We start from the raw sequence: 24,006 nt of genomic DNA on the forward strand, positions 1-24,006 counted from the left end.
CGTGCGCGCGCACTCCTCAAGACGCAGGAATTCACCTGCGAATCTGAGGGGGTCGGTTTACGCTGTGTTCTGCTACCCGCGGCCTAGGCTTCCGGCGTTCCGCACCTGCGGTTCGCGCGTCCTATGCACTGCCTGGCAGTGAGCCGCACGACGAGGCGCGGCGTGTTGAACTAGGAAAGTCTGCCACACGGTGTGACCCCGTGCAACCCGGGCGTGTCGCGTCAAAGAAACGCCCATTTCTGGGCGTTTCCGCGACATCGCCCCGAGCGCCGTCCCGGCGCTCGGTCGGCCCAGGCTAAGGCAACCCGGCCATAAGAGTTACGTGCGACATCCCCCCCGCGGCCACCCCGGCGCAAGGTCGGCCCAGGCTAAGGCAACCCGGCCATAAGAGTTACGGGCGACATCGCCCGGCGGCCACCTCGGCGCAAGATCGGCCCAGGAGGAGACAACCCGGCCACAAGAGCGACAAGCAACATCCCCCCCACACTCAGGACGCCACCCTCACTCCACCCACAACCGTCTCGGCAACCAGCGGCACCCCCACCCGATACCCCATCCACCGGTGGTCGGGCGCGTCGAGCACCGCCAGGTCACCCCGCGCCCCCACCCCGAGGTGCCCGACATCGTCGCGGCGCAGCGCCGCCGCTCCCCCCCGCGTGGCAGCCGTCAACGCCTCGAGGGGGGTCATCCGCATGTCTCTGACCGCCAGCGCGATGGCTGTCGTCATCGAACTTGAGTAGTTCGAGCCCGGGTTGGTGTCGGTGGCGATCGCGACGGTGATGCCCGCGTCGATGAGTCGGCGAGCATCCGGATACGGCTGCCGCGTCGAGAATTCGACGAGCGGCAGCAGCGTCGCGACGGTGGATGATCGGGCGAGCGCGTCGACGTCGGCGTCGGTCAGGTGCGTGGCGTGGTCGACGCTCGCGGCGCCGAGTTCGACGGCGAGGGCGACCCCGCCGTCGGCGGCGAGCTGGCCGGCGTGGACGCGGAGGCCGAGCCCCGCGTCGCGCCCCGCGGTGAGGATGCGATGGGCTTCGTCGACGGTGAAGGCTCCGGAGTCGATGAACACGTCGATCCAGCGGGAGTGCGGCGCGCAGGCGGCGAGCATGTCGCCGCAGACGAGGTCGACGTAGCCCTGGCGGTCGTCGGCGTAGTCGGCAGGCACGACGTGGGCGCCGAGGAATGTGACCTCGTCGGTCACTTCGCGGGCGAGCCGCACGGCGCGGGCCTCGTCGGCGACGGTGAGGCCGTACCCGCTCTTCACCTCGAGCGTCGTGATGCCCTGGCGGTGGGCCTCGGCGAGGTGGCGGCCGAGGGTGGCGCGCAACTCGTCGTCGCTGGCGGCGCGTGTCGCGTCGACCGTGCGACGAATGCCGCCAGCGGTGTACGGCACGCTGGTCATGCGCGCCTCCCACTCGTCGGCGCGGTCACCGGCGAACACGAGGTGCGAATGGCTGTCGACGAAACCGGGAATCACGGCGCGGCCGTCGGCGTCGAGCCGCTCGTCGGCGGCGGGCGCGTCAGCGGCATCGCCGACCCACGCCACCTGCCCGTTGTCGATCACGAGCGCGGCGTCCGAGCGGACAGGCAGGTCAGGGTCGGCAGGATCGAGGGTCACGAGCTGCCCGATGCGGTCGACGAGGAGGCTCATCCGGCGGCCTCGGCAGTATGAGTCGCCGGTCGGGCGGCGAGGCCCGCGAGCGCTTCGAGCACACACAGCGCGGCGAGCCGCACCGTACGCCCGTCGGCAGCGTCGGCGCTCGCATCGAGTTCGGTCAGGTCGATGCCCCGCACCGCCGGATGGCGGCCGGCGACGTGCGCGGCGCGGCGCAGCTCGTGCGCGCTGATTCCGCCGGGGATGCTCGCGGGGCATCCCGGAGCAACGGCGCGGTCACACACGTCCAGGTCGAGGTCGACGTGCACCGGCCCGCCCGCCACGGCGGCCCGGTCGAGGGCGGCGGCCATCTCGGCCGCGATCGACGAGTGGGCGAGCTCGTCGCGGGTCACCACCGCGATGCGGTGCTGCGCGGCGCGCTCGGCGTAGAAGCGCGAGTTCGCGAGCGGCTCGATGCCCAACTGCCCCACGCGCGAGCCGTCGAGCCCCGCATCGAGCAGGCGGCGCACCGGGCTGCCGTTGGTGGTGCCGTCCCGAAGGTCGTGGTGGGCGTCGACGGTGACGAGCCCCGCGCATCCGACGTTCTCGCCCCACACGCCGAGGGCCGCGGGAACGGTCGCGGCGTTGTCTCCGCCGAGGACGATCACCAGGTCGCAGTGGGCGGCGAGTTCGGCGACGCGAGCTCTCGCCGCCTCTTCTCCCTCGCCGTCCGGCTCGGCGATGTCGCCGGCGTCGCGCACCACGAGCGGGATGCCCGCTGGCGTGAGCAGGGCATCCGCACTGTAGCGGCGCAGCGCGTCGCGGATCGCCGCGGGCGTCTCGTGCGCACGGGTCGGCGACAGCGAAGTGCGCCAGGTGGGGAGGCCGACGATGATCGCGTCGGCGGGCTCGCCCGGCCGCCACGCCGGCCAGTCGCCGGCGCGGGGCCAGTGCTCGTCGTGGGCGAGCGAAGGGCCGGTCACTCTGCGCCGCCCTCGCGCATCGGGATGCGCACGCCGTGCTCGGCAACGACGCCCTCCCCCTCGTCGTAGCCGGCGTCGATGTGCCGGATGACGCCCATGCCCGGGTCGTTGGTCAGCACCCGCTGCACCTTCTGGCCGGCGAGCGCCGTGCCGTCGGCGACGACGACCTGCCCGGCGTGGATGGAGCGGCCGATGCCGACTCCCCCGCCGTGGTGGATCGACACCCAGGTGGCGCCGGAGGCCGTGTTGACGAGGGCGTTCAGCAGGGGCCAGTCGGCGATCGCGTCGCTGCCGTCCTTCATGGCCTCGGTCTCGCGGTAGGGGCTCGCGACCGATCCGGAGTCGAGGTGGTCGCGCCCAATGGCGACGGGGGCGCTGAGCTCACCGGAGGCGACCATGTCGTTGAACCGCTCACCGGCGATGTCACGCTCGCCGTAGCCCAGCCAGCAGATGCGCGCCGGGAGGCCCTGATAGTGCACGCGCGCCTGCGCCATCGGAATCCAGCGCTGCAGGTTGTCGTTCTCGGGGAACAGCTCGAGCACGGCCCGGTCGGTCGCCGCGATGTCTGCCGGGTCACCGCTCAGCGCCGCCCAGCGGAACGGCCCCTTGCCCTGGGCGAAGAGCGGGCGGATGTACGCGGGCACGAACCCGGGGAACGCGAACGCGTCGGCGAAGCCCGCGGCCTTGGCCTCGGTGCGGATGTTGTTGCCGTAGTCGAACACCTCGGCGCCGGCCTTCTGAAAGCCGACCATCGCCTCGACCTGCACGGCCATCGACTGCCGCGCGGCCGCGGCGAAGCCGAGCGGGTCGCGCTCACGGGCCTCATGCCAGTCGTCCATCGTGTGCTCGAGCGGCAGGTAGGCGAGCGGGTCGTGGGCGCTCGTCTGGTCGGTCACGATGTCGATCGGGGCGCCCATGGCGAGCAGCGCCGGGAAAACGGCCGCGGCGTTTCCGAGGACTCCGATCGAGAGCGCGCGACGGGCATCCCGTGCTTCTGTCGCCAGCTCGAGCGCGTGCTCGAGCGAGCGCGCCTCGACGTCGAGGTAACGGTGCTCGATGCGGCGCGCGATGCGCGACGGGTCGACGTCGACGCAGATCGCGACGCCACCGTTCATCGTGACGGCGAGCGGCTGGGCGCCGCCCATACCGCCGAGCCCGCCCGTGAGGGTGATCGTGCCGGCGAGCGTGCCGCCGAACCTCTGCGACGCCACGGCGGCAAAGGTCTCGAACGTGCCCTGCAGGATGCCCTGCGTGCCGATGTAGATCCACGAACCGGCGGTCATCTGGCCGTACATCGTGAGGCCGAGCTGTTCGAGCCGACGGAACTCATTCCAATTCGCCCAGTCGCCCACGAGATTCGAGTTCGCGAGGAGCACCCGCGGCGCCCACTCGTGGGTCTGCATGACGCCCACGGGCCGACCCGACTGCACGAGCATCGTCTCGTCGGCCTTCAGTGTCGTGAGGGTGCGCACCAGGGCGTCGTAGCTGGCCCAGTCGCGCGCCGCCTTGCCGGTGCCGCCGTAGACGACGAGCTCGTCGGGGTGCTCGGCAACCTCGGGGTCGAGGTTGTTCTGCAGCATGCGCAGGGCACCCTCCTGCTGCCAGCCGAGCGTGTGCAACTGTGTTCCGCGGTGGGCGCGAATCGGGCGCGGGCCGGAGGCACGGGGCGCGGTAACCGGGAGGGGAATCGTCATCGATCTGCTCCTGTCGTGGGGGCTGTGGGGTCGGTGTGCGCCGGCGCTGCGCCTGCCGCAGCCGCTGAGGCCAGCAGGTCGCCGCCCATGACCAGGGCGTAGGTCGCATCGATCTCGGGGGCGAGGTAGCGGTCCGGCCCGGGGCCGGGTACCCGGTGGCGCAGACAGTCAACAACGGCGGCGGTCGCCGGGGCGGGGCGCACCCCGAGGTCGGCGGAGCGCAGGTCGAGCGCGCGGGCGGCGGTCAACACCTCGATGGCAACCACGCGCGCCAGGCCGTCGACGGCGCGACGCAGCTTGCGGCCGGCCGCCCACCCCATAGAGACGTGGTCTTCCTGCATGGCGCTCGACGGGATCGAGTCGACACTCGCCGGAGCTGCGAGCCGCTTCAGTTCGCTGACGATGCCCGCCTGCGTGTACTGGGCGATCATGTGGCCGGAGTCGACCCCCGGTTCGTGGGCGAGGAACGGCGGCAAGCCCTGATTGCGGGCCACATCCAGGAAGCGGTCGGTGCGCCGCTCACTCATGCTCGCCAGATCGGCCACGGCGATGGCGACGAAGTCGAGGGCGTAGGCGACGGGAGCCCCGTGGAAATTGCCGTTCGACTCGACCCGACCGTCCGGCGTGACGACCGGGTTGTCGATCGCGCTCCCCAGTTCGCGCTCGGCAACGGTCGCGGCGAACGCGAGCGTGTCGCGCGCGGCACCGTGCACCTGCGGCGCGCAGCGCAGCGAGTAGGCGTCCTGCACCCGCGTACAGTCGTCGGTCTGGTGACTCGCCACGATCGGCGAGTCGCGCAAGAAGCCGCGCATGGCACTCGCGCTGCGGGCTTGACCGGGGTGCGGGCGCAGCGCCTGCAGGTCAGCGGCGAGCACGGCGTCGGTGCCGAGCAGCGCCTCGATGCTCATCGCGGCGGCGAGGTCGGCGGTGTCGATCAGGGCCGCGAGATCCGTGAGGGCGAGGGCGAGCATCCCGAGCATGCCGTCAGTGCCGTTGATGAGGGCGAGTCCCTCCTTCTCGCGCAACACGACGGGGGCGAGGCCCGCCGCCGCGAGCGCTTCGGCGGCCGGGATGCGCGCTCCGGCCGCGTCGCGGACGTCACCTTCGCCCATGGCGGCGAGCGCAATGTGGGCGAGCGGCGCGAGGTCACCCGAGCAGCCGAGGCTGCCGTACTCGCCCACGATCGGAGCGATGCCGGCGTTGAGCAGGCCTGCGTACTGCTCGGCGAGCTCGGGGCGGGCACCGGTGCGCCCGGTCGCGAGGGTCTGCAGTCGGAGCAGCATGGTGGCGCGCACGACCTCTGCCTCGACCTCGGGGCCGGACGAGGCGGCGTGCGACCTCACGAGCGAGCGTTGCAGATCAACGCGCCGGTCGACCGGGATCGACGTGGTCGCGAGCGCGCCGAAGCCTGTCGAGATGCCGTAGTGCGGAACCGCGTCGTCGGCGAGGGCGTCGATGATCGCGCGGATCTCGGCCATGCGGGCGAGTGCCGCGGGGTCGAGCGTGACGGGCTCACCGTGGCGGGCGGCGGCGGTGACCTCGGCGGTCGTCAGGGGGCGCGCCCCGATCGTGATCGGCATGGGTCGAGTGAACCGCGGTGGAGCGGCGCCTGGGCGGCGCGTCGCGCATAATGTGTCTGAGATACCAGACTGCTCGATGACGAGGAGGCGCGATGCCCGAGGTGCCCGCCGCGCGTGCTGCGCTGCGCATCGTGAGCCATCTGGCGGCGCACGGCGACCCCGTGCCCGCCTCGATGATCGCTCGCACGCTCGGCCTGCCGCGGTCCAGCACGTACCAGCTACTGCGGGTGCTGATGGACGAGGGCTACGTCGTGCACTACCCCGAACTGCGCGCGTACGGCCTGGGCGGCCACGTCGCCGAAATCGGCTCCGCCGTGTTGCGTGCCAGTCGACTCGGCAGCCTCGCCACTCCCCTGCTTGATCGTGTGGTGGCTGAGGCGGGCGTTCCCGTCGCCGCACAGCTCGCCGTATTGCACGGGTCAGACGTCTCGTACGTCGGCCAGGCGAGCGCGCCGCGCGCACCGACCACGGTGGTGCGCGTCGGCGTGCGCCTGCCCGCCCACCTCACGGCGACGGGGCGCGCCATGCTCGCGGCCCTGCCCGCCGCGCAGGTGCGCGCCCTGTACCCCCACCGGGATGCCCTCATCACCCGCCAAGGAATCGGACCGGCAACGCTGGCCGAACTCGACGCGATCCTCGCCACTGCGCGCAGCCGAGGAGTCGCCTCGGAAGACGGCGAGATCACGGCCGACTACGCCTCGGTCGCGGCGGCGGCACACGACCGCGGCGGTTACCCCGCGGCGGCCATCGGCGCAACCTTCCGCTCGACGGCGGTCGACCAGGATGCGCGCGACCGGGTCGCTGCCGCCGTGACGGCCGCAGCCGGTCAGCTCACAGCGCGACTGACGGGACGGACGTAGACCGGTCGCGCAGGATCAGGAACTCGACGAGCACCGTTGCCACAGACGCGGCGGCGATGAACACGACGGCAGCTCCCACGGCGATCGCCGCGATCACTCCACCCCAGCCGTCCGCACCGACGGATAGCGCCGACACCACGATCGCATTGACCGAGGCGGCGACCACGGCGCTCGCGATGAACCACAGCACGCGCTTCGACCGCGGCTTATCGCGCAGGCGGATGCTGCCGATGATCACAAAGACCGTCCATATGACGGTGGCGATGCCGGCGAAGCCAACGAGCATCCCGAAACCGGAATAGATGATCAGCATGCCGATGTCGGTCGCCTCCGGCGCCTGAATCAGGATGAACGTGATCACCGCGACAAGCAGGGTGATTCCCAGCAGCAACAGGCTGCGAACGGCGGGGCGTGTGCTCATGGCGCGAGCGTACTCCGGCGCGAGCGAATACGACACGCATTCGCGGAAAAAAGAAACGGGGCCGAACCCGAAGGTTCGACCCCGTCTCCTGCGAAGCAGGTACTACTTGATGATCTTCGTCACCGTACCGGCGCCCACGGTGCGGCCACCCTCACGGATGGCGAAGCCGAGGCCCTCCTCCATGGCGATGGGCTGGATCAGCTCAACCGTCATGTCGGTGGTGTCACCGGGCATGACCATCTCGGTGCCCTCGGGCAGCGAGATGACGCCGGTGACGTCGGTGGTGCGGAAGTAGAACTGCGGGCGGTAGTTCGTGTAGAAGGGGTTGTGACGGCCACCTTCGTCCTTCGAGAGGATGTACGCGGTGCCCTCGAAGTTGGTGTGAGGGGTAACCGAACCCGGCTTCACGACGACCTGGCCGCGCTCAACGTCTTCGCGCTTGGTACCGCGAAGGAGCAGACCACAGTTCTCGCCGGCCCAGGCCTCGTCGAGCTGCTTGTGGAACATCTCGATACCCGTGACCGTGGTCTTCTGCGTCGGGCGGATGCCGACGATCTCGACCTCGGAGTTGATCTGCAGCGTGCCACGCTCGGCGCGGCCGGTGACGACGGTTCCACGACCGGTGATCGTGAAGACGTCCTCGATCGGCATGAGGAACGGCTTGTCCTTGTCGCGCACCGGGTCGGGGATCGACTCGTCGACAGCGTTCATCAGCTCGACGATCTTCTCGGCCCACTCGGCGTCGCCCTCGAGAGCCTTGAGGCCCGAGACGCGAACGACCGGAGCGTTGTCGCCATCGAAGCCCTGGCTCGAGAGGAGCTCGCGGACCTCGATCTCGACGAGCTCGAGGATCTCCTCGTCGTCGACCATGTCGGCCTTGTTCAGCGCGACGAGCAGGTAGGGAACGCCAACCTGCTTGGCGAGCAGAACGTGCTCGCGGGTCTGAGCCATCGGGCCGTCGGTCGCCGCGACCACGAGGATCGCGCCGTCCATCTGAGCGGCACCGGTGATCATGTTCTTGATGTAGTCAGCGTGACCGGGGGCGTCAACGTGCGCGTAGTGGCGCTTCGGGGTCTCGTACTCAACGTGCGAGATGTTGATCGTGATACCGCGCTGACGCTCCTCGGGAGCCGAGTCGATCGACGCGAAGTCACGCTGCACGTTCGTCGCCGAGGGGTACTTGTCAGCAAGCACCTTCGAAATGGCGGCGGTGAGGGTGGTCTTGCCGTGGTCGACGTGACCGATCGTTCCGATGTTGACGTGCGGCTTGGTCCGCTCGAACTTGGCCTTAGCCACTGTGGGTCCTCCTCAGGACTCGTTCGCGCGTCTCCGACCGGTTGTCGGATTCAGCGCTGGTTGGTGTGTTCTTACTGTAGTCAGGCTCGGGAGCCCTCGCAGGTCGAGTGGTTACTCGCCCTTGGTCTTCTGGACGATCTCGTCGGCAACTGCCTTCGGGACCTCCGCGTAGCTGTCGAACGTCATGGAGTAGACGGCGCGGCCCGAGGTCTTCGAGCGCAGGTCACCGACGTACCCGAACATCTCCGACAGCGGAACGAGAGCACGAACGACCTTGACGCCGGTCGCGTCCTCCATCGCCTGGATCTGCCCACGACGCGAGTTCAGGTCGCCGATAACGTCGCCCATGTACTCCTCCGGGGTGCGAACCTCGACGGCCATGAGCGGCTCGAGCAGCGCAGGGCTGGCCTTGCGCGCGGCCTCCTTGAAGGCCATCGAGCCGGCGATCTTGAACGCCATTTCCGACGAGTCGACGTCGTGCGACTGGCCGTCGACGAGGGTCGCCTTGACGCCCACGGTCGGGAAGCCGGCGAGCACGCCAACCTGCATGGCGTCCTGGATACCGGCGTCAACCGAGGGGATGTATTCGCGCGGCACGCGACCACCGGTCACGGCGTTCACGAACTCGTAGCTGGTCTCGGGGGTGACCTCGAGAGGCTCGATCGTGATCTGCACCTTGGCGAACTGGCCGGAGCCACCCGTCTGCTTCTTGTGCGTGTAGTCGTACTTCTCGACGGTCTTGCGGATCGTCTCGCGGTACGCCACCTGCGGCTTGCCGACGTTGGCCTCGACGTTGAACTCGCGCTTCATGCGGTCGACGAGGATGTCGAGGTGCAGCTCGCCCATGCCCTTGATGACGGTCTGGCCGGTCTCCTGGTTGAGCTCGGTGCGGAACGTCGGGTCTTCTTCGGCGAGCTTCTGGATCGCGGTGCCCAGCTTCTCCTGGTCGGCCTTGGTTTTCGGCTCGATCGCGACCTCGATGACCGGCTCGGGGAACGTCATCGACTCGAGGACGACCTGCTCGGTGAGGTCGCAGAGCGTGTCACCGGTGGTCGTGTCCTTGAGGCCGATCACGGCGTAGATGTGACCAGCGGTGACCGACTCGACCGGGTTCTCCTTGTTGGCGTGCATCTGGAAGATCTTCCCGATGCGCTCCTTCTTGCCCTTGGTGGAGTTGGCAACCGCCGAACCCGACTCGATGGTGCCCGAGTACACGCGGATGTAGGTGAGGCGACCGAAGAAGGGGTGCACGGCAACCTTGAACGCGAGGGCCGCGAACGGGTCCTTCGCGTCGGCGTTGCGGATGATCTCCTTCTCTTCGTCACGCGGGTCGTGGGCGACCGTCGCGGGAACGTCGAGCGGGCTCGGGAGGTAGTCGACGACCGCGTCGAGCATCGGCTGCACGCCGCGGTTCTTGAAGGCCGAGCCGCAGAGCACCGGGTAGGCCTCGCTGTTGATCGTCAGCTGGCGAATCGCCGCCTTGATCTCGGCCACGGTCAGTTCTTCGCCACCGAGGTACTTCTCGAGCAGCTCTTCCGAGGTCTCGGCGACCGTCTCGAGCAGCTGAGCACGGTACTCCTCAGCCTTCTCCTTGAGGTCGGCGGGGATCTCTTCGATGGCGTACTCGGCGCCCATCTTCACGTCACCCTTGGCGTCACCGCGCCACGTGAGGGCACGCATCTCGACCAGGTCAACGACACCCTCGAAGGTGTTCTCGAAGCCGATGGGCAGCTGAATCACGAGCGGCTTGGCGCCGAGGCGCTTCACGATCGTGTCGACGGTGAAGTAGAAGTCGGCACCCAGCTTGTCCATCTTGTTGACGAAGCAGATGCGGGGCACGTCGTACTTGTCGGCCTGACGCCAGACGGTCTCCGACTGGGGCTCCACGCCCTCCTTGCCGTCGAAGACGGCGACGGCGCCGTCGAGCACGCGCAGCGACCGCTCGACCTCCACCGTGAAGTCAACGTGACCGGGGGTGTCGATGATGTTGATCTGGGTGCCGTTCCAGAAGCACGTGGTCGCGGCCGACGTGATCGTGATGCCGCGCTCCTGCTCCTGCGCCATCCAGTCCATCGTCGAGGCACCGTCGTGGGTCTCACCGATCTTGTGGTTCACACCCGTGTAGAACAGGATGCGCTCGGTCGTGGTGGTCTTGCCGGCATCAATGTGCGCCATGATGCCGATGTTGCGGACCTTCTTCAGGTCGGTGAGCACGTCAAGTGCCACGGGATTCCTCCGGAGGGTTGTGAGGCGGGTGGTCGAGCGGGCGCGCGGATAGCGGCCCGCTCGACCGAAAAGGTGTTACCAGCGGTAGTGCGCGAAGGCCTTGTTGCTCTCGGCCATCTTGTGGGTGTCTTCACGGCGCTTGACCGCGGCACCGAGACCGTTCGACGCGTCGAGGATCTCGTTCATCAGACGCTCGGTCATCGTCTTCTCGCGACGAGCCTTGGCGTACGAGGTCAGCCAGCGCAGCGCGAGCGTGTTCGCGCGGTGCGGCTTGACCTCGACGGGCACCTGGTAGGTCGAACCACCGACGCGACGCGACCGCACCTCGAGGGTGGGGCGCACGTTGTCGAGGGCCTTCTTCAAGACCACGACGGCGTCCTGGCCGCTCTTCGCGGCGACGCCCTCGAGGGCACCGTAAACGATGCGCTCGGCGAGGCCCTTCTTGCCGTCGAGGAGGATCTTGTTGACGAGCTGGCTGACGATCGGGGCGCCGTAGACCGGGTCTGCGACGACGGGGCGCTTAGGCGCGGGACCCTTGCGAGGCATTACTTCTCCTTCTTCGCGCCGTAGCGGCTACGCGCCTGCTTGCGGTTCTTGACAGCCTGGGTGTCGAGCGCGCCGCGCACGATCTTGTAGCGCACGCCGGGGAGGTCTTTCACACGACCACCGCGAACGAGCACCATCGAGTGCTCCTGCAGGTTGTGGCCCTCGCCCGGGATGTAGGCGGTGACCTCGGTGCCGTTCGAAAGCTTCACACGGGCGACCTTGCGAAGGGCCGAGTTCGGCTTCTTCGGGGTGGTCGTGTACACGCGGGTGCACACGCCGCGCTGCTGAGGGTTGGCCTTCAGCGCCGGCGCCTTGGTCTTGACGACCTTCGGCGACCGACCCTTGCGGACCAGCTGCTGAATAGTGGGCACAATGCTCCTTGGTTCTGCTGCACGGTGACAGCGGTTGCGGTTTGGTTTCGCCGTGTTGTGGTGTCACAACCCGGCCTCACGCGAAACCCGCCAGAACCGAGGCGGCTCTGAGCGGCGGGTATGCCGTGGGGGTTTCTGGGATCACCGCGTCATGACGCGGAGCCGAGGGACCCGGTGTGGGAGCGACTGCCCTCGCCCAGCCGTACCGAGTTCACGGCACGACGCAGGCGCGCGCAAAAGCACACACGCGGTCAAGGATACGCGGGGTGCCTCTCGCGGTCAAACGACGGGATGCTCGGCTCAGCTCGCCGGCGCCGCCGGCTGCACGGACGCCCGGTGCGCCGCCAGGTCACGCTCGTACGCGGCCTGCGCTTCGGCGTTACGCGCGGTCTGCGTGCGGCCGCGTCGGGCAACAATGCCGCCCACCCAGATCGGGATCTCGCGCGCCAGCACGGCCGCGATGATTCCGAGCGGATTCACCAGCTGCTGCAGCACAACCGCCTGCTGTTGGGCCGCGGTGGCGCCCAGGGCACCAGCGGCGATCAGGGCGGCGCCGAGGAAGGCGACCCAGACGAGGACGGCGACGAGGAAGCCGCCGAGTACGTGCATCCACCAGCCGGCCCGGTTGGCGACGATGACGAGCAGCAAGTGCGCGCCCGCGAAGACCAGCACGGGCACGAAAAAAGGGGCAGAGGCGAGATAGCTGCCGAACCCGTTGAGCCCTTCGGGGCGCAACGCGAGCGCGAGCGCGACGGTCGCCAGCGCGTAGAGGAGCGTGAAGACGCCGGTCGACAGCAGGACGACGGCAACGCCGACGCCGCGGGTGCCGCGCTTCTTGGGGCGCTGCGGGGCGTCGACGTAGACGACCTGCGGGGCGGCCACGGTGTCGGCGGCGGGCTCCGGAGCCTGCTCGGTCGCGGCCGTGCGCTCGGGCGCGGTCGTCTGCTCGGTCGTCGGCGCTGGTTCGGGCGCAGCGTCGACCGGCGGCTCGGGCGCGACCGCGGGCACCGGCGAAGGCTCAACGAGTTCAGGTTCGGCGGGCACCTCCGGCGTCGTCTGGTGACGGTCAGCGCCCCTCTCCTCAGCGGGCGTCGCGTCAGCGGGCGTCACGTCGCCCTCGGATCGAGGGGTCGAGTTGTCGGTCGTCATGCGTCGCACCTCCGGTTGCTCGGGCGACTCACCCTAGCAACCGGAGGATCACGGCCGGCCCTACTCTTCGGGCTCCTCTGTTGAGGCGTCCTCTTCAGTCGGTGCAGCTGGGAGTTCATTCGCTGGCGGTTCGTCGGTGGGCAGCGCGGTTCCGGCCGGAGGAATAACGAACACGAATCCCTGGAGGCTCACGGCTCCCGAGTCTCCGCTCTCGGAAAGCGTGAACTGTTCGACCAGAAACAACCGGGTGCCGAATTGGACGGATCGCAGGAAGTCGCTGAGCCCGATGGGGTCGCCTGTCGCGCTCACCCGAACAGGAACGGCGACGAGCCCCGTCACCCCGAACTCTTCAACAATCTCAGCCGGGAACAGGAGCGGCGGATCGGCGGTGATTTGACTGATCTCCACGCCAGCGGACTCCGCGAGGGCATTGAGCTGGCCAAGCAGTGCTGACAGCTCGGGCCCCTCCGGAATCTCCCGGCGAATGGCGTCGAGCTCTGACTCGAGAGCGGGCAAATTTTCCGATAGCTGCCGCAGTTCTTGCAGCGTTGCCTCGTACCCCACGTTGACGAGCTCGACATTCTGCCGTTCGCTATCGGCGCGCGCCGCATCATCGAGGCGGGGAGACACACCGAGCGTCCAACCGAGGCCAGCGATCACAAGGGAGACCACGACGGCTCCGATGACCCACATGCGCAGTGTTGACATCGCTTACTCCTCCCCCTCGTTGTCGCTATCAGCAGAGCTGCTGAACCGCCCGAGATACGCGCTGGTATCGAGAAGGACTTCGATCGTGACCGAGTACGACGCTCCTTCGCTGCCCGAGACGGTGATTGGTGGCGCAATGCCGGCGTAGCCGGTCACTCCCTCAAGGTCAATCAGCCACGACTCAACATCAGGCACGGTCGGGCTGTTGGCGTTGATGCGGAAGCTGCCTATCGAGTCTTGACGTAGCGGCTCGTCTTCCGCGGGAGCCACGCGCGTTGCGCCATCGACGGAGACCAGTACGAGCCCTGCCGGCAGGGAGGCCCGGATCTCGTCAAGGAGCGCCTCCCAGTCAACCTCCGCGGACGTGGCTGCCTCGCGCGCTGTCACGGCGTTGTTGAGTGCATTGTTGACGGCTCGCGCATCGGCAAATTGCAGCTGCTGAGCGAGCAAGTCTTCCGATCGACGCTGCTCGTCGGCGAGCGCCTGCTGGGCGTTGAGCGCCAGGTAGGTGGCACCAGCGACACCCACAGCGGTCACCAAGGCGACCAGGGCCACCAAGGCAACGAGACGCCGAACGATAGGGCGACGTCGAATGGCTTCTCGCACCGACGGCGGGAGCAGATCTGCGCGCGGGGAACCCCCGACGATCACCGTTGCGGCTTCCTTGCGGCTCACGATTGCACCCCCATCGCCAGGCCGAACGCGGTTCCGCATTTCAGCGCCTCCGAGACATCAAAGCCCGCCAGCGACTTCGGCATACGTACCCGGGCGAAGGGGGCTGGCGCCACCACCGTCACACCGGTCGAGTGCGCGAGGGTCGCGGGGAGCCCGCGCATGCGCGCCCCATTGCCGGTCAAAACGACGCTTTCAACTTTCACGCCGTCGTGGGTGCTGGAGTAGTACCGCAACGTATTGATGATGCTCGTCAGAAGTTCGCGAGTCATCTCGACGATGATGCCGGCACTTCGCGCGTCGTTCGGAGCGATGATCTCGGGGTGTAGGCCCTGCACGACCTTCAAATTCTCGGCCTCGTCGCGAGGAATCTCGAGTTGGTTCGCGAGCGCGCGGGTTACGTCGTCTCCACCGGCAGGGATGATGCGAACGAAGTCAGGCACGCCGTTACTGCTGACAATGACGTTTGTTGTTGATGCGCCGATGTCAACCACCGCGTGAACGCCATCCGTTCCGGTGCTCACCGCTCTGTGTAGCGCAAACGGAACGAAATCGACGGCGACCGTGTTGAGGCCCGCCCGCTTCACCGCATTGACGTTGTTCGTCACGGCGTCCGCGTACGCGGCAATCAAGAGACCCCGCACCATCGGCCCCTCATCGGTGCGCGGGGCCTCGGCAATCGGGTAAAAGTCGAGCACTGCCTCGGCGACAGGCATCGGGATGAGTTCCTGAACGCGCAGGGGCAGCAGATTCTGAACCTCCACGGCGCTCACATGGGGCATCACGAGGTCGCGCGCGACAACTTTTTGATCACCCATCCCGAGGATGACCTTTTTGGACGTGAACTTTGACTCGGCCCACAGCTTCTTCAGTGTCGACGCGACCGTTGTCGGTTCGATCACCTCGCCACCGCGTACGGCGCCGTCCGGAAGCGCGGCCTCGCCGTAGCCCTTGATCTCGACAACGCCACCCCTACCCAGGCGGGCCTCCGCGGCCCTCACAGTGGTTTGTCCGATATCGAGCCCAACAATGCTGGTGCTCACGTGAGTGCCCCCCTCATTAGATTGCTATGCCAAACAGTGCCAGGTACGCGGACGCGAGAGGCGCGCCGGCGACGATGCCTACCCACGTACCCACGATCATCCAAGGGCCGAAGGGAATCCCGGACTTCCGCGTCGCGCGTCGCGCAAGAAGAAGAACCACACTCACCGCTCCGCCGAGGAGAAACGGGGCAAAAGCGCCAACCGCGAAAGCCAGCCAGCCCGAAAACCCCAGATAGGCCCCGAGCACTCCGGCGAGTTTGACATCGCCCATACCCATGCCGCCGGGCCACGCGAACCAGAGCACAAGATAGACGGCGAACAGGATTCCCGCGCCCGCTGCCGCGACGGCAAGCCGGACTCCGTCCGCGGCGATGAGGGCGGGAACGCCTAGCCCGATGATCGCTACGGCGTATCCCGGAAGGACGATGGCATTCGGCAGCCGATGCGTCTCGAGGTCAATGGCAGTGAGAGCGATGCTGGCTCCGACCAGCCACAGGTACGCAACAACGAGCAACACGGCGCTCACCACACCAAACCCACCAGCCGCGCTCGTGACGGCGATGACCGGGCTGGCTGAGCTGAGCATCCAATACGCTGCGGCGGCGAAGGCGGCGGCGGTTCCAAACTCGACAAGGGGATAGCGCGCAGAAATGGGGGCGGAGCACGACCGACAGCGGCCCCGCAAAACCAACCACGACACGATCGGCACGTTGTCGATCGCCCGGATGCGGGTCTCGCATACGGGGCATGCGCTCGGCGGTTGCACCACCGACTTGCCCGCCGGAACGCGATAAATCACGACGTTCAGGAATGAACCGATGAGCGCGCCGACGATCGCGGCGGCGGCGATCAGGACGACGCCGAGATCACCCGCCACTCGACAACTCGCGGATGCTCAGACGGTCACCCAGGTACGCACCAGCCAATACCTGAACGTTGGTCGCACCCCCCGACAGATCGACGCCGGGAGGGGACGTGGGGATGAAGGTCAGCTTCGCCTGCTGGTTGAACTCCACCTGGCCGCCGTAGAACTGGCCCCGGAATCCGTCACGGTCGCTCTGAATCTTGCACGGCGTGTAGAGGAATCCCGAGATGCCCGGACGGAAGTCGGACTCACTGGTCATCGTGATGTTGCCCTGCCCCGCCGCGCAGGTGGGCTGCTGGTTGATCGTGTTGTCGGGAACGACCAGATAAATCTTGCGCTGCGCCGTCGACGGATTGGGCTCGGCCCGGAAGCGGTCAAGCCGGAACTGGTTCGCGATGATCGCGATGTCGGCCTGTAGCGAGAGAGGCGAACCAATGTTGTTCCGCAGTTCGACGCCAGCTGAACCGCAACTCAGCGCGTTCACGACGGTCTTCGTCGTGCGAGTCGACAAGGTCGGCCAGAACGGGTGGCTACCGTCGACGACACACGGGCCCGACCACATCACCTCGGTGAATCCCTCCTGCGCCCAGCTGCTGCCAGCGAACGTGCCGGTCGTATAGGGCAGGTCCACCCAGTCAGGGACGACGGGCGGTGGGGGCAACTGCAGCGATGTAACGGCCGTGGAGCGAGTACCCACGATCGAGTTCGTGCCAGCGGAAATCGTTCCCGACGACAACACGTTGCCCTGAACACGCGATTGGTTGGCAACCTCAACAACAGTGCTGGTGTTCCGAACCGCGGTCACGTTGCCGTCAACGCGCGCAGCGCTCGACGCCAGAATGCGCGTGTTGCCGCCCGCGAACACGCTACCGTTCACGATTGCTCCGGCTTGGACGATCGCCGTGTTCGCATTGCGCGTGCCGGTCGTCGGATTGCCGCCGGCCGCGATCACGTCTCCCTGAACGCGCGTGCCGTTGCCGCTGATGTGCACATGCTGCGATGCGTACACGGTGCCCGAAACGTTGCAGTCGGTGAGGTTCGCGAATCCATTGGCGAGAATGACGTCGCCGGCGATCTTCGCGGCGTTCTGACAGAGAAGGTTGCCAACCTTGATTTGAATGTCTGCAGCGACGTTCTCGGCCGAGTCCAAGACGAAGTTCTTGATCTCGCCCTCGATCGTGTACGCGTAAATCGCGGGATCGACGGCCGGAATGCTGACGTACTCGGGAATGTACTGATAGACCGCTTCTACGGTGACGTCAGCGGTGCTGCTCCCGGCACCAAAGATCGGCCTCTGCGCAAACCCCTCCGACACAAACCGGACCTGTGTCGCCTCTGCGGGCGGACACCCTTCGACCCAACCCTCGCCCGCGTCATAGCTCGTCGTCACACGGTATGCCGGGTTTCCTGATGACTCGAACACGCCGTTCTGCGCAGCGCACCCTTCGGAACGTAGCGCTAGCTCAGCGACCACGACGCCGGCATCCGCCGCAGCACGGGCCTCGACCCCGCCAGCTGTGCTGTTGGTGAACTGGAGGCTCGTGACGGTGGCCGCGCCCACGGTAATGGCGATGACGGCCGTTACGGCCGCCAGAGAAATGACGGCGATCAGCGCGCTACCGGAATCGTCGTCTTTCGACGTGGTTAAGAACCGAAGCATGGCAGTGACACCCTTCCAGTGGCGGGTATAGGTTGGCGCGATATCGCCGTTGTGTCGATAAGTATGGGGGCACCGTCGCCGTTAGCGATAGTGAACGCAAAGTCCACCGCACGGTCAGCGGCATTAGCCGTGAAATAGGGCTTTCCGGGTGCGGGGCGCACATTATCAACGATCAGTGTCCAGCCGGCGACCGCCTGTGCGGTGATCGGGATAGCTGCGTCGCTACTCGTCCAACGCAGCGTGCCGTCCTGGATAGCCCAGGCTTGGCACAACCACACGGGCGCGTCGCCGCCGCCGATGGACCGAGTGCGCAGTACCTGCAGTCCGGGCTCGACCTCGACGACCTCCACAGCGCTCGCGTTGCGAACACCACGCCCAATTGACGCTGCAGCTACCTGGGCGTTGCTTGCAGCCTCTGCACCGTCGCGGACTTGGGCGTCAACGCGGAGAGAGTTGATCAGAAACTGGCCGACGAGGGTCAAAACGACGATGGCCAGGAAGCTGTAAATCAAGAGCTCAGCAAGGGTGATGCCCGCATCGCGGCCATCCCTCGCGAGTCGCGCTCGGATCGCCAGCATCAGTTCGCCCGCTCCACGATGGCGAGCGTTGTGGCCTGCACGCGAACGTCAGTATCCGGCGTCACGTCGACGGACACAGTGACCGTTACGGTCGCCGGAAAGGTCATGCTGGGCGCGCAACCCGTGACTGATCTCGTAGCTCGGTAGTTCGACTGGCGTTCATCGGTGATCGGAGCAACCGATTGCGCCGCCCACGCGGCGTATGCAGCACACGTGCGGTCGACGACTTGCACGGTGTCGAGTTGCTCGCTCAGTACCTGCGTCGCCGTGGCAATCGTCGCGTTGCGAACGGTAATACGGAGCGACTCGATCAACAGAGGCAAGAAGGCGACAGCCAGGAGGGTAAGCAAGAACATTGAAACCACAACCTCTACAAGCCCAAAGCCACGGTCATCAGATTTCATCATTCCCCCTCCCACAACTCGGATCTCACGAAACTCTTCATGAAGCTAGGCCGGGATGCTCCACACCTGTGGAGCATCCCGGCCCGCCACTAGAGCAACTGATTACGCGGGGCAGCCGCCGGAACGGACACCGCCCGTGTCGAGGACGTGACGCGAGTTGGCGTCACCGCTAACCGCCGTGTGGGTCCCCAGGATGCAGAATCCGGCGGTAGTAACGGGCGAGGGCGTGATGGTGACGTTTACGCCGTCCTGGGTGTAATTGGCGGCAATTCGGCTGACTTCAGCAGCTGGCACAGTTCCGTCATTGGAAGTCACGAGCGCCGCAACAAGTTCCGTCTTGGCGTTAGTAATTGCCGACTCGACAGCCGAGATTCGTGCCTGCTCTTGCTGGCCGAGGAACACTGGGATGGCGATCGCGGCGAGGATGCCGATGATGATGACGACCACGAGGAGCTCGATAAGGGTGAAGCCCTTCTCGCCCTCTTCCTCGCGGCGGGCCCGGGCCGCAGCCAGGGTGTCGTGAAGCTTAAGCATGATGGTTTTTCCGTTCCTGTTCGTGATTCTGATTGGACAGGCGGCCCCCCAAAGATGAAACCAGGCCCCCTACAGGAACTCTGCCAACACCTAGTCGAAGCGTCACGCCCCAGAAAGGGGGGTCACCTAAATCAGCGTGAAGATGTTGAAGACAGGCAGGTACAGCGCGAGAATCATGCCCCCCAAAAGCACGCCCATAAACGCGATCATGAGCGGTTCGATCAAGGCCGTCAATTGTTCTGTCGTTGACTCGACTTCGGCGTCATAGAAGTCACTGACTTTCTCGAGCATTGTTTCGAGAGAACCGGAATCCTCCCCGACCGCGATCATTTGGGTGACCATCTGCGGGAAGATCGGCTCATCGGCGAGAGGGGCCGCAATGGATCGGCCCTGCCGCACCGACTCTTGCACGTTGATGAGTGCCTTCTCAATGACGTAATTACCCGACGTCGCACCGACAATCGACAGCGCCTGAAGAATGGGCACGCCCGAGCGCATCATCGTGCCGAAGTTTCGGGTGAAGCGGGCGATCGCGATTTTGGTCATCAGCTGCCCAAACACGGGCATCTTCAACTTCAGCGGGTCGACGACCTCGCGCACGCGGGGCTGGTGCTTGTTTCTACCCCACCACACGCTAAAGACGACGAGAGAGATCACGAGAATGGGCAACCAATAGATCGCGCTCTCCGAGAGGAGGACCAAGAATTGTGTCGGCGCCGGCAATGTTCCGCCAAGACCCTCGAACATGTTCTTGAAGACCGGCACGATGAACACAATCATGCCGATGACCCCGAGGATCGCCATGATGAGAACCACGACCGGGTAGGTCAGCGCCGACTTAATGGTGCCGCGTAGCTTGACCTCCTTCTCGTAGTTCTCGGCCACCGACTGCAGCGAACTTTCCAAGAAGCCGCCCGTCTCACCAGCGCGCACGAGGTTGATGAACAGCGGTGGAAACACGGTGTCATGCTTGCCGATGGCCTCCGACAGCGACAGACCCTGTTCGACGTCTTTGCGCACCTGGTCGAGCGTCTCGCGCAGCGTGTCGTTCTCGCTCTGCTCGGACAGAATCGTGAGCGCCTTCAGCAACGCGAGACCCGACGAGATCATGGTCGCGAGCTGGCGGCTCATCACCGCGAGATCTTTCAGGTCGACTTTTTTCTTGAACAGGCCGCCGAGATTGATCTCAGCGTTCAGACCCGTGCCGGCCTGACGAACCGACTCGGGCGTCACTCCCTGCGCGCGCAACTTCGCGCTGACGACCGCCTCGGACGGCCCGTCCATGACGCCCGACACCTTCTTGCCGGTCGCGTCTTTGCCTCGATAGGAAAAAGTCAGTGCTGTTGCCACGACGATCAGCCTGCCACCGAGTGCACGTCACCGAAGTCCATCGCGGCCGCGAACGTTGCACCGTCTTCGCGGGTGATGAGTCGGCTGAGCGTCTCGTGATCGTGGGCCTTTTCGTGCGCTGCCGTCGACGTGATGGTGCCGGCGTTGACGAGCTCGGCCAGGTGCTGGTCCATCGTGTGCATACCCATTCCCCGACCGGCCTGCATCGCTGAGCCGATCTGGTAGGTCTTGCCTTCGCGAATCAGGTTGTTGATGGCCGGTGTCGCAACCAGTACCTCGGTCGCCACGACACGGCCCCGACCGTTCGCTTTCTTCACCAGGGTCTGACAGACGACACCCTGCAGGGTGGCGGCCAGCTGCTGGCGCACCTGGCCCTGCTGGTGCGGCGGGAAGACGTCGATCACACGGTCGATCGTCTGGCCGGCGTCCTGCGTGTGCAGGGTCGCGAACACGAGGTGACCCGTCTCGGCTGCGGTGAGGGCCGTCGAGATCGTTTCAAGGTCACGAAGCTCACCGATCAGAATGACGTCGGGGTCTTGGCGCAGCACGTGCTTCAGCGCGTTTTGGAACGAGTGGGTGTCGCCGCCGACCTCGCGCTGGTTGACGAGCGCCTTCTTGTTCTTGTGAATGAACTCGATCGGGTCTTCAACCGTCATGATGTGGTCGGCGCGGTTCTCGTTCACCATGTCGATGAGTGCGGCGAGCGTCGTGGACTTACCCGAACCTGTCGGCCCCGTCACGAGCACCAGACCGCGCGGCAGGGTCGAGAAGCGGCCCACCGTATCGGGAACGCCGAGCGCTTTCAGCGTCTTGATCTCGGTGGGAATGATGCGGAAGGCGGCGCCGACAGAGCCGCGCTGGCGATAGAAGTTCACGCGGAAGCGCGCATCCTCGCTCAGCGTGTAGGCGAAGTCGAGTTCGTGCTTCTCTTCGAACTGCGCGAGCTGCGCCGGAGTGATGATCGAATACAGCGCCTTCGTCACCCGCGTGCTGTCCCACGGCCCCCCGCCGTGAGATTGCGCAGTGCGCAAGCTACCGTCGACGCGAATCATGGGCGGCGCATTCTTCGAAATGTGCACGTCGGACCCGCCGAGTTCAAGCAGCTCCTGCAAGACCCGAATGAGCTCAGCGTCACCCTTCGCCGTCACCGGGGCAGCAGCCGACGGAATGTGTTCGACGGCGACCTCGGGCATGATCGGCGCGCGGTCGCGGGAGCGCGTCATGGGCGCGGGCGTCACCGGGGGCGGCGCCTGCATGGGCGCATCAGCAGCCGGTGGCGGAGCGGTCACAGGAGCCGCAGCGGGCAGCGGTGCCGCAGTTGCCGGCGGCGGGGCCTGTAGCGGGGCGCCGGTCACCGGAGGTGGTGCCTGTAGGGGCGCGCCCGTCACCGGAGGCGGGGCCGACAGCGGCCCGCCCGCGGCGGGAGGCGGCGCCGACAGCGGCGCGGCGCTGGGCGGCGGCGCGGAGTCATTGGACAGCGACCAGCCGCCCGCGTTTCCGAGATCGTGTACGGGTCGGTCGGTCATCGTGTCCCCTTTTCGCCGCAGCGTGTGGCCAGCATAAGCGCGCTCATGCCACCACTCGCAGGATTTCCTCGACCGACGTCAGGCCCATCAGTGCCTTTTGCCAGCCGTCTTCGCGCAGCGTTCGCATGCCTTGCGAACGGGCCACGCGAGCAATTTCGGTGCTGGATGCGCGAGCAACGGCGAGCCGCTCAATCTCCTCCGTCACCACCATGACCTCGTGCAGCGCAATGCGTCCGCGATAGCCGGTACCCGAGCAGGCCGAGCAGCCAACCGGACGCCACAGTGTCGGCCCGCCGAGGCTCACCTCGGTCGACGTCGATACCCCCGGGGGTGGCGCCGCCGCGAGGGTCGTCGGGAATGCCGACGGAGCATCTGCCCCGGGGGTGATGGGTGTGGGCGCCGCCGCGGGGGGCTGGGCTCCGCCGTCGCCCGCGGCGGCAAGGCCCTGCGTGATGTCGAGCCCGGGGTCTCCCTGGTACTGCTCTTTGCAGCGATCGCACAGACGCCGCGCGAGGCGCTGAGCGACGACACAGTCGAGGGCCGAGCCCACGAGGAACGGCTCAATATCCATCTCGGTCAACCGCGTGATCGCGCTGGGCGCGTCGTTCGTGTGCAGCGTCGACAGCACGAGGTGACCGGTGAGCGAGGCTTCGACCGCGATCTGGGCCGTCTCTTTATCGCGAATCTCACCGAGCAACACGACGTCGGGGTCGGAGCGCAGAATCGAGCGCAGGGCACTGGCAAAGGTGAGACCTGCCTTCACGTTCACCTGAACCTGGTTGATGCCCTCCATGCGGTACTCGACCGGGTCTTCCACCGTAATCACGTTGATCTCGGGCCGGGCGACAGCGTGCAGAGTCGTGTACAGCGTCGTCGACTTACCGGAACCGGTCGGCCCGGTCACGAGGATCATGCCGTAGGGCTTCGTGTACGAAGCACGGAACATCTCGAGGTTGTGGTCGAGCAGCGCCAACTGGTCAATGCCCATGCGGGTGGCGTTGTTGTCGAGAATACGCATGACAACCTTTTCGCCGTACACCGTGGGCAGGGTGGCGACGCGCAAGTCGATCTGCCGTCCGCCGTGGCTGACAGACATGCGGCCATCCTGCGGCTTGCGGCGCTCCGCAATGTCGATGTCTGACATGATCTTCAGTCGCGAGATGACCCCGTTGGTGACGTTGCGGGGCGCCGACTGCATTTCGTGAAGCACGCCGTCAATGCGATAGCGCACCCGCATCTCGCGCTCACCGGGCTCGATGTGAATGTCGGAGGCGTGGTCTTGGATGGCCTGACCGATGATGAGGTTCACAAAACGGACGATCGGCGCGTCGTCGGGGTCTGCCTCTCGGGCAGCGACCAGGGCGAGATCCTCGGTCTTGTTCTCTTCTTCGAGAACGTTGGTCAGCTCGCCGATCTCGCTGTCGGCGCGGTGGAATTTCTCGATCGCCTGCGTGAGGTCATCGAGTTCGGCCACGACGGGGACGATGCGCATGTGGGTGGAGGCGCGAACGTCGTCGAGCGCAAAAACGTCGTCGGGATTCACCATCGCGAGCGTCAGCATCTCGCCCTGCTGGTGAATGGGGAGCACGCGGTGGCGCCGACACATCGCCGCCGGAACGAGCGCCACGGCAGAACGATCGATGGGGTACTCGGAGAGGTCGATGAAGGATAGCCCCATGACCTCGGCGCGCGCGGAGGCGATCTGGCTCTTGGTGAGGCGCCCTGATTCGAGGAACGACTGGATGACCTGCTCTTCGGCCGCCGGATCGCTTTCCATCACGTCGATGGTTTCGATGGGCATGATGCCGCGGATGATCAGCACCTCGGTTAGTGACGGCACTGGTACCCCCCTATGGTCATGCGCGAACGACGAGACGACGTGCCACATGACGCCCCCCGCTTGAGGCTACGACACGCCGAAAGCGGCGCATACCCCCGCAAAGGGG

At 66.6% G+C, this 24,006-nt stretch carries 22 protein-coding genes; 1 reads left to right on the forward strand and 21 read right to left on the reverse strand.

Annotated elements, in window-relative coordinates; all coding sequences use genetic code 11:
- Positions 1-487: 487 nt before the first annotated feature.
- From hutI to hutH, 4 genes are read right to left on the reverse strand one after another with little or no spacing between them, the layout of a single operon-like run.
- Positions 488-1,651 carry an imidazolonepropionase gene (hutI, locus tag ACK4SC_RS05495; protein ID WP_409615710.1) on the reverse strand — a complete coding sequence of 388 codons (1,164 nt, stop codon included), beginning with the start codon at positions 1,649-1,651 and terminating at the stop codon, positions 488-490.
- Positions 1,648-2,577, reverse strand: coding sequence for an arginase family protein (locus ACK4SC_RS05500; RefSeq protein WP_409615711.1), 930 nt, complete (start codon positions 2,575-2,577; stop codon positions 1,648-1,650). The genes hutI and ACK4SC_RS05500 overlap by 4 nt, the downstream gene beginning before the upstream one ends.
- Complete coding sequence (gene hutU, locus ACK4SC_RS05505; protein WP_409615713.1) at positions 2,574-4,271, reverse strand: urocanate hydratase; 1,698 nt, start codon at positions 4,269-4,271, stop codon at positions 2,574-2,576. The genes ACK4SC_RS05500 and hutU overlap by 4 nt, the downstream gene beginning before the upstream one ends.
- The gene (hutH, locus tag ACK4SC_RS05510) at positions 4,268-5,851 is read right to left on the reverse strand and encodes a histidine ammonia-lyase (RefSeq protein WP_409615716.1); all 1,584 of its coding nucleotides are present in this window, start codon (positions 5,849-5,851) and stop codon (positions 4,268-4,270) included. The genes hutU and hutH overlap by 4 nt, the downstream gene beginning before the upstream one ends.
- Before the next feature lie 92 nt (positions 5,852-5,943).
- On the opposite strand from hutH, the gene ACK4SC_RS05515 reads away from it, so the two are divergent.
- Positions 5,944-6,711: an IclR family transcriptional regulator gene (locus ACK4SC_RS05515; protein WP_409615719.1), complete on the forward strand. Its 768-nt coding sequence runs from the start codon at positions 5,944-5,946 to the stop codon at positions 6,709-6,711.
- Here the strand turns inward: ACK4SC_RS05515 and ACK4SC_RS05520 are convergent.
- The 17 genes from ACK4SC_RS05520 to ACK4SC_RS05600 all read right to left on the reverse strand — a co-directional run bounded on the left by ACK4SC_RS05520 (position 6,683) and on the right by ACK4SC_RS05600 (position 23,900).
- A complete protein-coding gene (locus ACK4SC_RS05520) occupies positions 6,683-7,132 on the reverse strand; it encodes a hypothetical protein (protein WP_409615721.1) in 450 nt (149 codons plus the stop codon). The genes ACK4SC_RS05515 and ACK4SC_RS05520 overlap by 29 nt on opposite strands.
- Positions 7,133-7,234: 102 nt before the next feature.
- The gene (gene tuf, locus ACK4SC_RS05525) at positions 7,235-8,428 is read right to left on the reverse strand and encodes an elongation factor Tu (protein WP_409615724.1); all 1,194 of its coding nucleotides are present in this window, start codon (positions 8,426-8,428) and stop codon (positions 7,235-7,237) included.
- A 111-nt stretch (positions 8,429-8,539) separates the two neighbouring features.
- Entirely contained in the window at positions 8,540-10,654 is a 2,115-nt protein-coding gene (gene fusA / locus ACK4SC_RS05530) for an elongation factor G (protein ID WP_409615727.1), read from the reverse strand.
- 75 nt (positions 10,655-10,729) lie between these two features.
- On the reverse strand, positions 10,730-11,200 hold the full coding sequence (gene rpsG, locus ACK4SC_RS05535) for a 30S ribosomal protein S7 (RefSeq protein WP_096420512.1): 471 nt from the start codon (positions 11,198-11,200) through the stop codon (positions 10,730-10,732).
- Complete coding sequence (gene rpsL / locus ACK4SC_RS05540) at positions 11,200-11,571, reverse strand: 30S ribosomal protein S12 (RefSeq protein WP_096420510.1); 372 nt, start codon at positions 11,569-11,571, stop codon at positions 11,200-11,202. The genes rpsG and rpsL overlap by 1 nt, the downstream gene beginning before the upstream one ends.
- Before the next feature lie 300 nt (positions 11,572-11,871).
- On the reverse strand, positions 11,872-12,720 hold the full coding sequence (locus ACK4SC_RS05545; RefSeq protein ID WP_409615728.1) for a hypothetical protein: 849 nt from the start codon (positions 12,718-12,720) through the stop codon (positions 11,872-11,874).
- A gap of 60 nt (positions 12,721-12,780) precedes the next feature.
- Positions 12,781-13,428: a type 4a pilus biogenesis protein PilO gene (gene pilO, locus ACK4SC_RS05550; RefSeq protein ID WP_409615731.1), complete on the reverse strand. Its 648-nt coding sequence runs from the start codon at positions 13,426-13,428 to the stop codon at positions 12,781-12,783.
- A 3-nt stretch (positions 13,429-13,431) separates the two neighbouring features.
- Entirely contained in the window at positions 13,432-13,983 is a 552-nt protein-coding gene (locus tag ACK4SC_RS05555) for a hypothetical protein (RefSeq protein WP_409615734.1), read from the reverse strand.
- Positions 13,984-14,099: 116 nt separating this feature from the next.
- Entirely contained in the window at positions 14,100-15,143 is a 1,044-nt protein-coding gene (pilM, locus tag ACK4SC_RS05560) for a type IV pilus assembly protein PilM (protein WP_409615737.1), read from the reverse strand.
- 16 nt (positions 15,144-15,159) lie between these two features.
- On the reverse strand, positions 15,160-16,020 hold the full coding sequence (locus ACK4SC_RS05565) for a prepilin peptidase (RefSeq protein WP_409615740.1): 861 nt from the start codon (positions 16,018-16,020) through the stop codon (positions 15,160-15,162).
- On the reverse strand, positions 16,010-17,668 hold the full coding sequence (locus ACK4SC_RS05570) for a hypothetical protein (protein WP_409615742.1): 1,659 nt from the start codon (positions 17,666-17,668) through the stop codon (positions 16,010-16,012). Before ACK4SC_RS05570 ends, ACK4SC_RS05565 begins: the two co-directional genes overlap by 11 nt.
- Entirely contained in the window at positions 17,653-18,246 is a 594-nt protein-coding gene (locus tag ACK4SC_RS05575) for a hypothetical protein (protein ID WP_409615743.1), read from the reverse strand. The genes ACK4SC_RS05570 and ACK4SC_RS05575 overlap by 16 nt, the downstream gene beginning before the upstream one ends.
- Positions 18,246-18,653: a prepilin-type N-terminal cleavage/methylation domain-containing protein gene (locus ACK4SC_RS05580; RefSeq protein WP_409615745.1), complete on the reverse strand. Its 408-nt coding sequence runs from the start codon at positions 18,651-18,653 to the stop codon at positions 18,246-18,248. Before ACK4SC_RS05580 ends, ACK4SC_RS05575 begins: the two co-directional genes overlap by 1 nt.
- A gap of 99 nt (positions 18,654-18,752) precedes the next feature.
- Positions 18,753-19,184, reverse strand: coding sequence for a type II secretion system protein (locus ACK4SC_RS05585; RefSeq protein WP_409615747.1), 432 nt, complete (start codon positions 19,182-19,184; stop codon positions 18,753-18,755).
- A gap of 126 nt (positions 19,185-19,310) precedes the next feature.
- The gene (locus ACK4SC_RS05590; protein ID WP_409615750.1) at positions 19,311-20,534 is read right to left on the reverse strand and encodes a type II secretion system F family protein; all 1,224 of its coding nucleotides are present in this window, start codon (positions 20,532-20,534) and stop codon (positions 19,311-19,313) included.
- Positions 20,535-20,539: 5 nt separating this feature from the next.
- Positions 20,540-21,757 (reverse strand): type IV pilus twitching motility protein PilT, encoded by a 1,218-nt coding sequence (locus tag ACK4SC_RS05595; protein ID WP_409615752.1) that lies wholly within the window; start codon positions 21,755-21,757, stop codon positions 20,540-20,542.
- Positions 21,758-22,103: 346 nt separating this feature from the next.
- A complete protein-coding gene (locus tag ACK4SC_RS05600) occupies positions 22,104-23,900 on the reverse strand; it encodes a GspE/PulE family protein (protein WP_409615755.1) in 1,797 nt (598 codons plus the stop codon).
- Positions 23,901-24,006 lie beyond the last annotated feature (106 nt).

Source organism: Microcella sp. (genome assembly GCF_046293215.1).
Classification (GTDB): domain Bacteria; phylum Actinomycetota; class Actinomycetes; order Actinomycetales; family Microbacteriaceae; genus Microcella.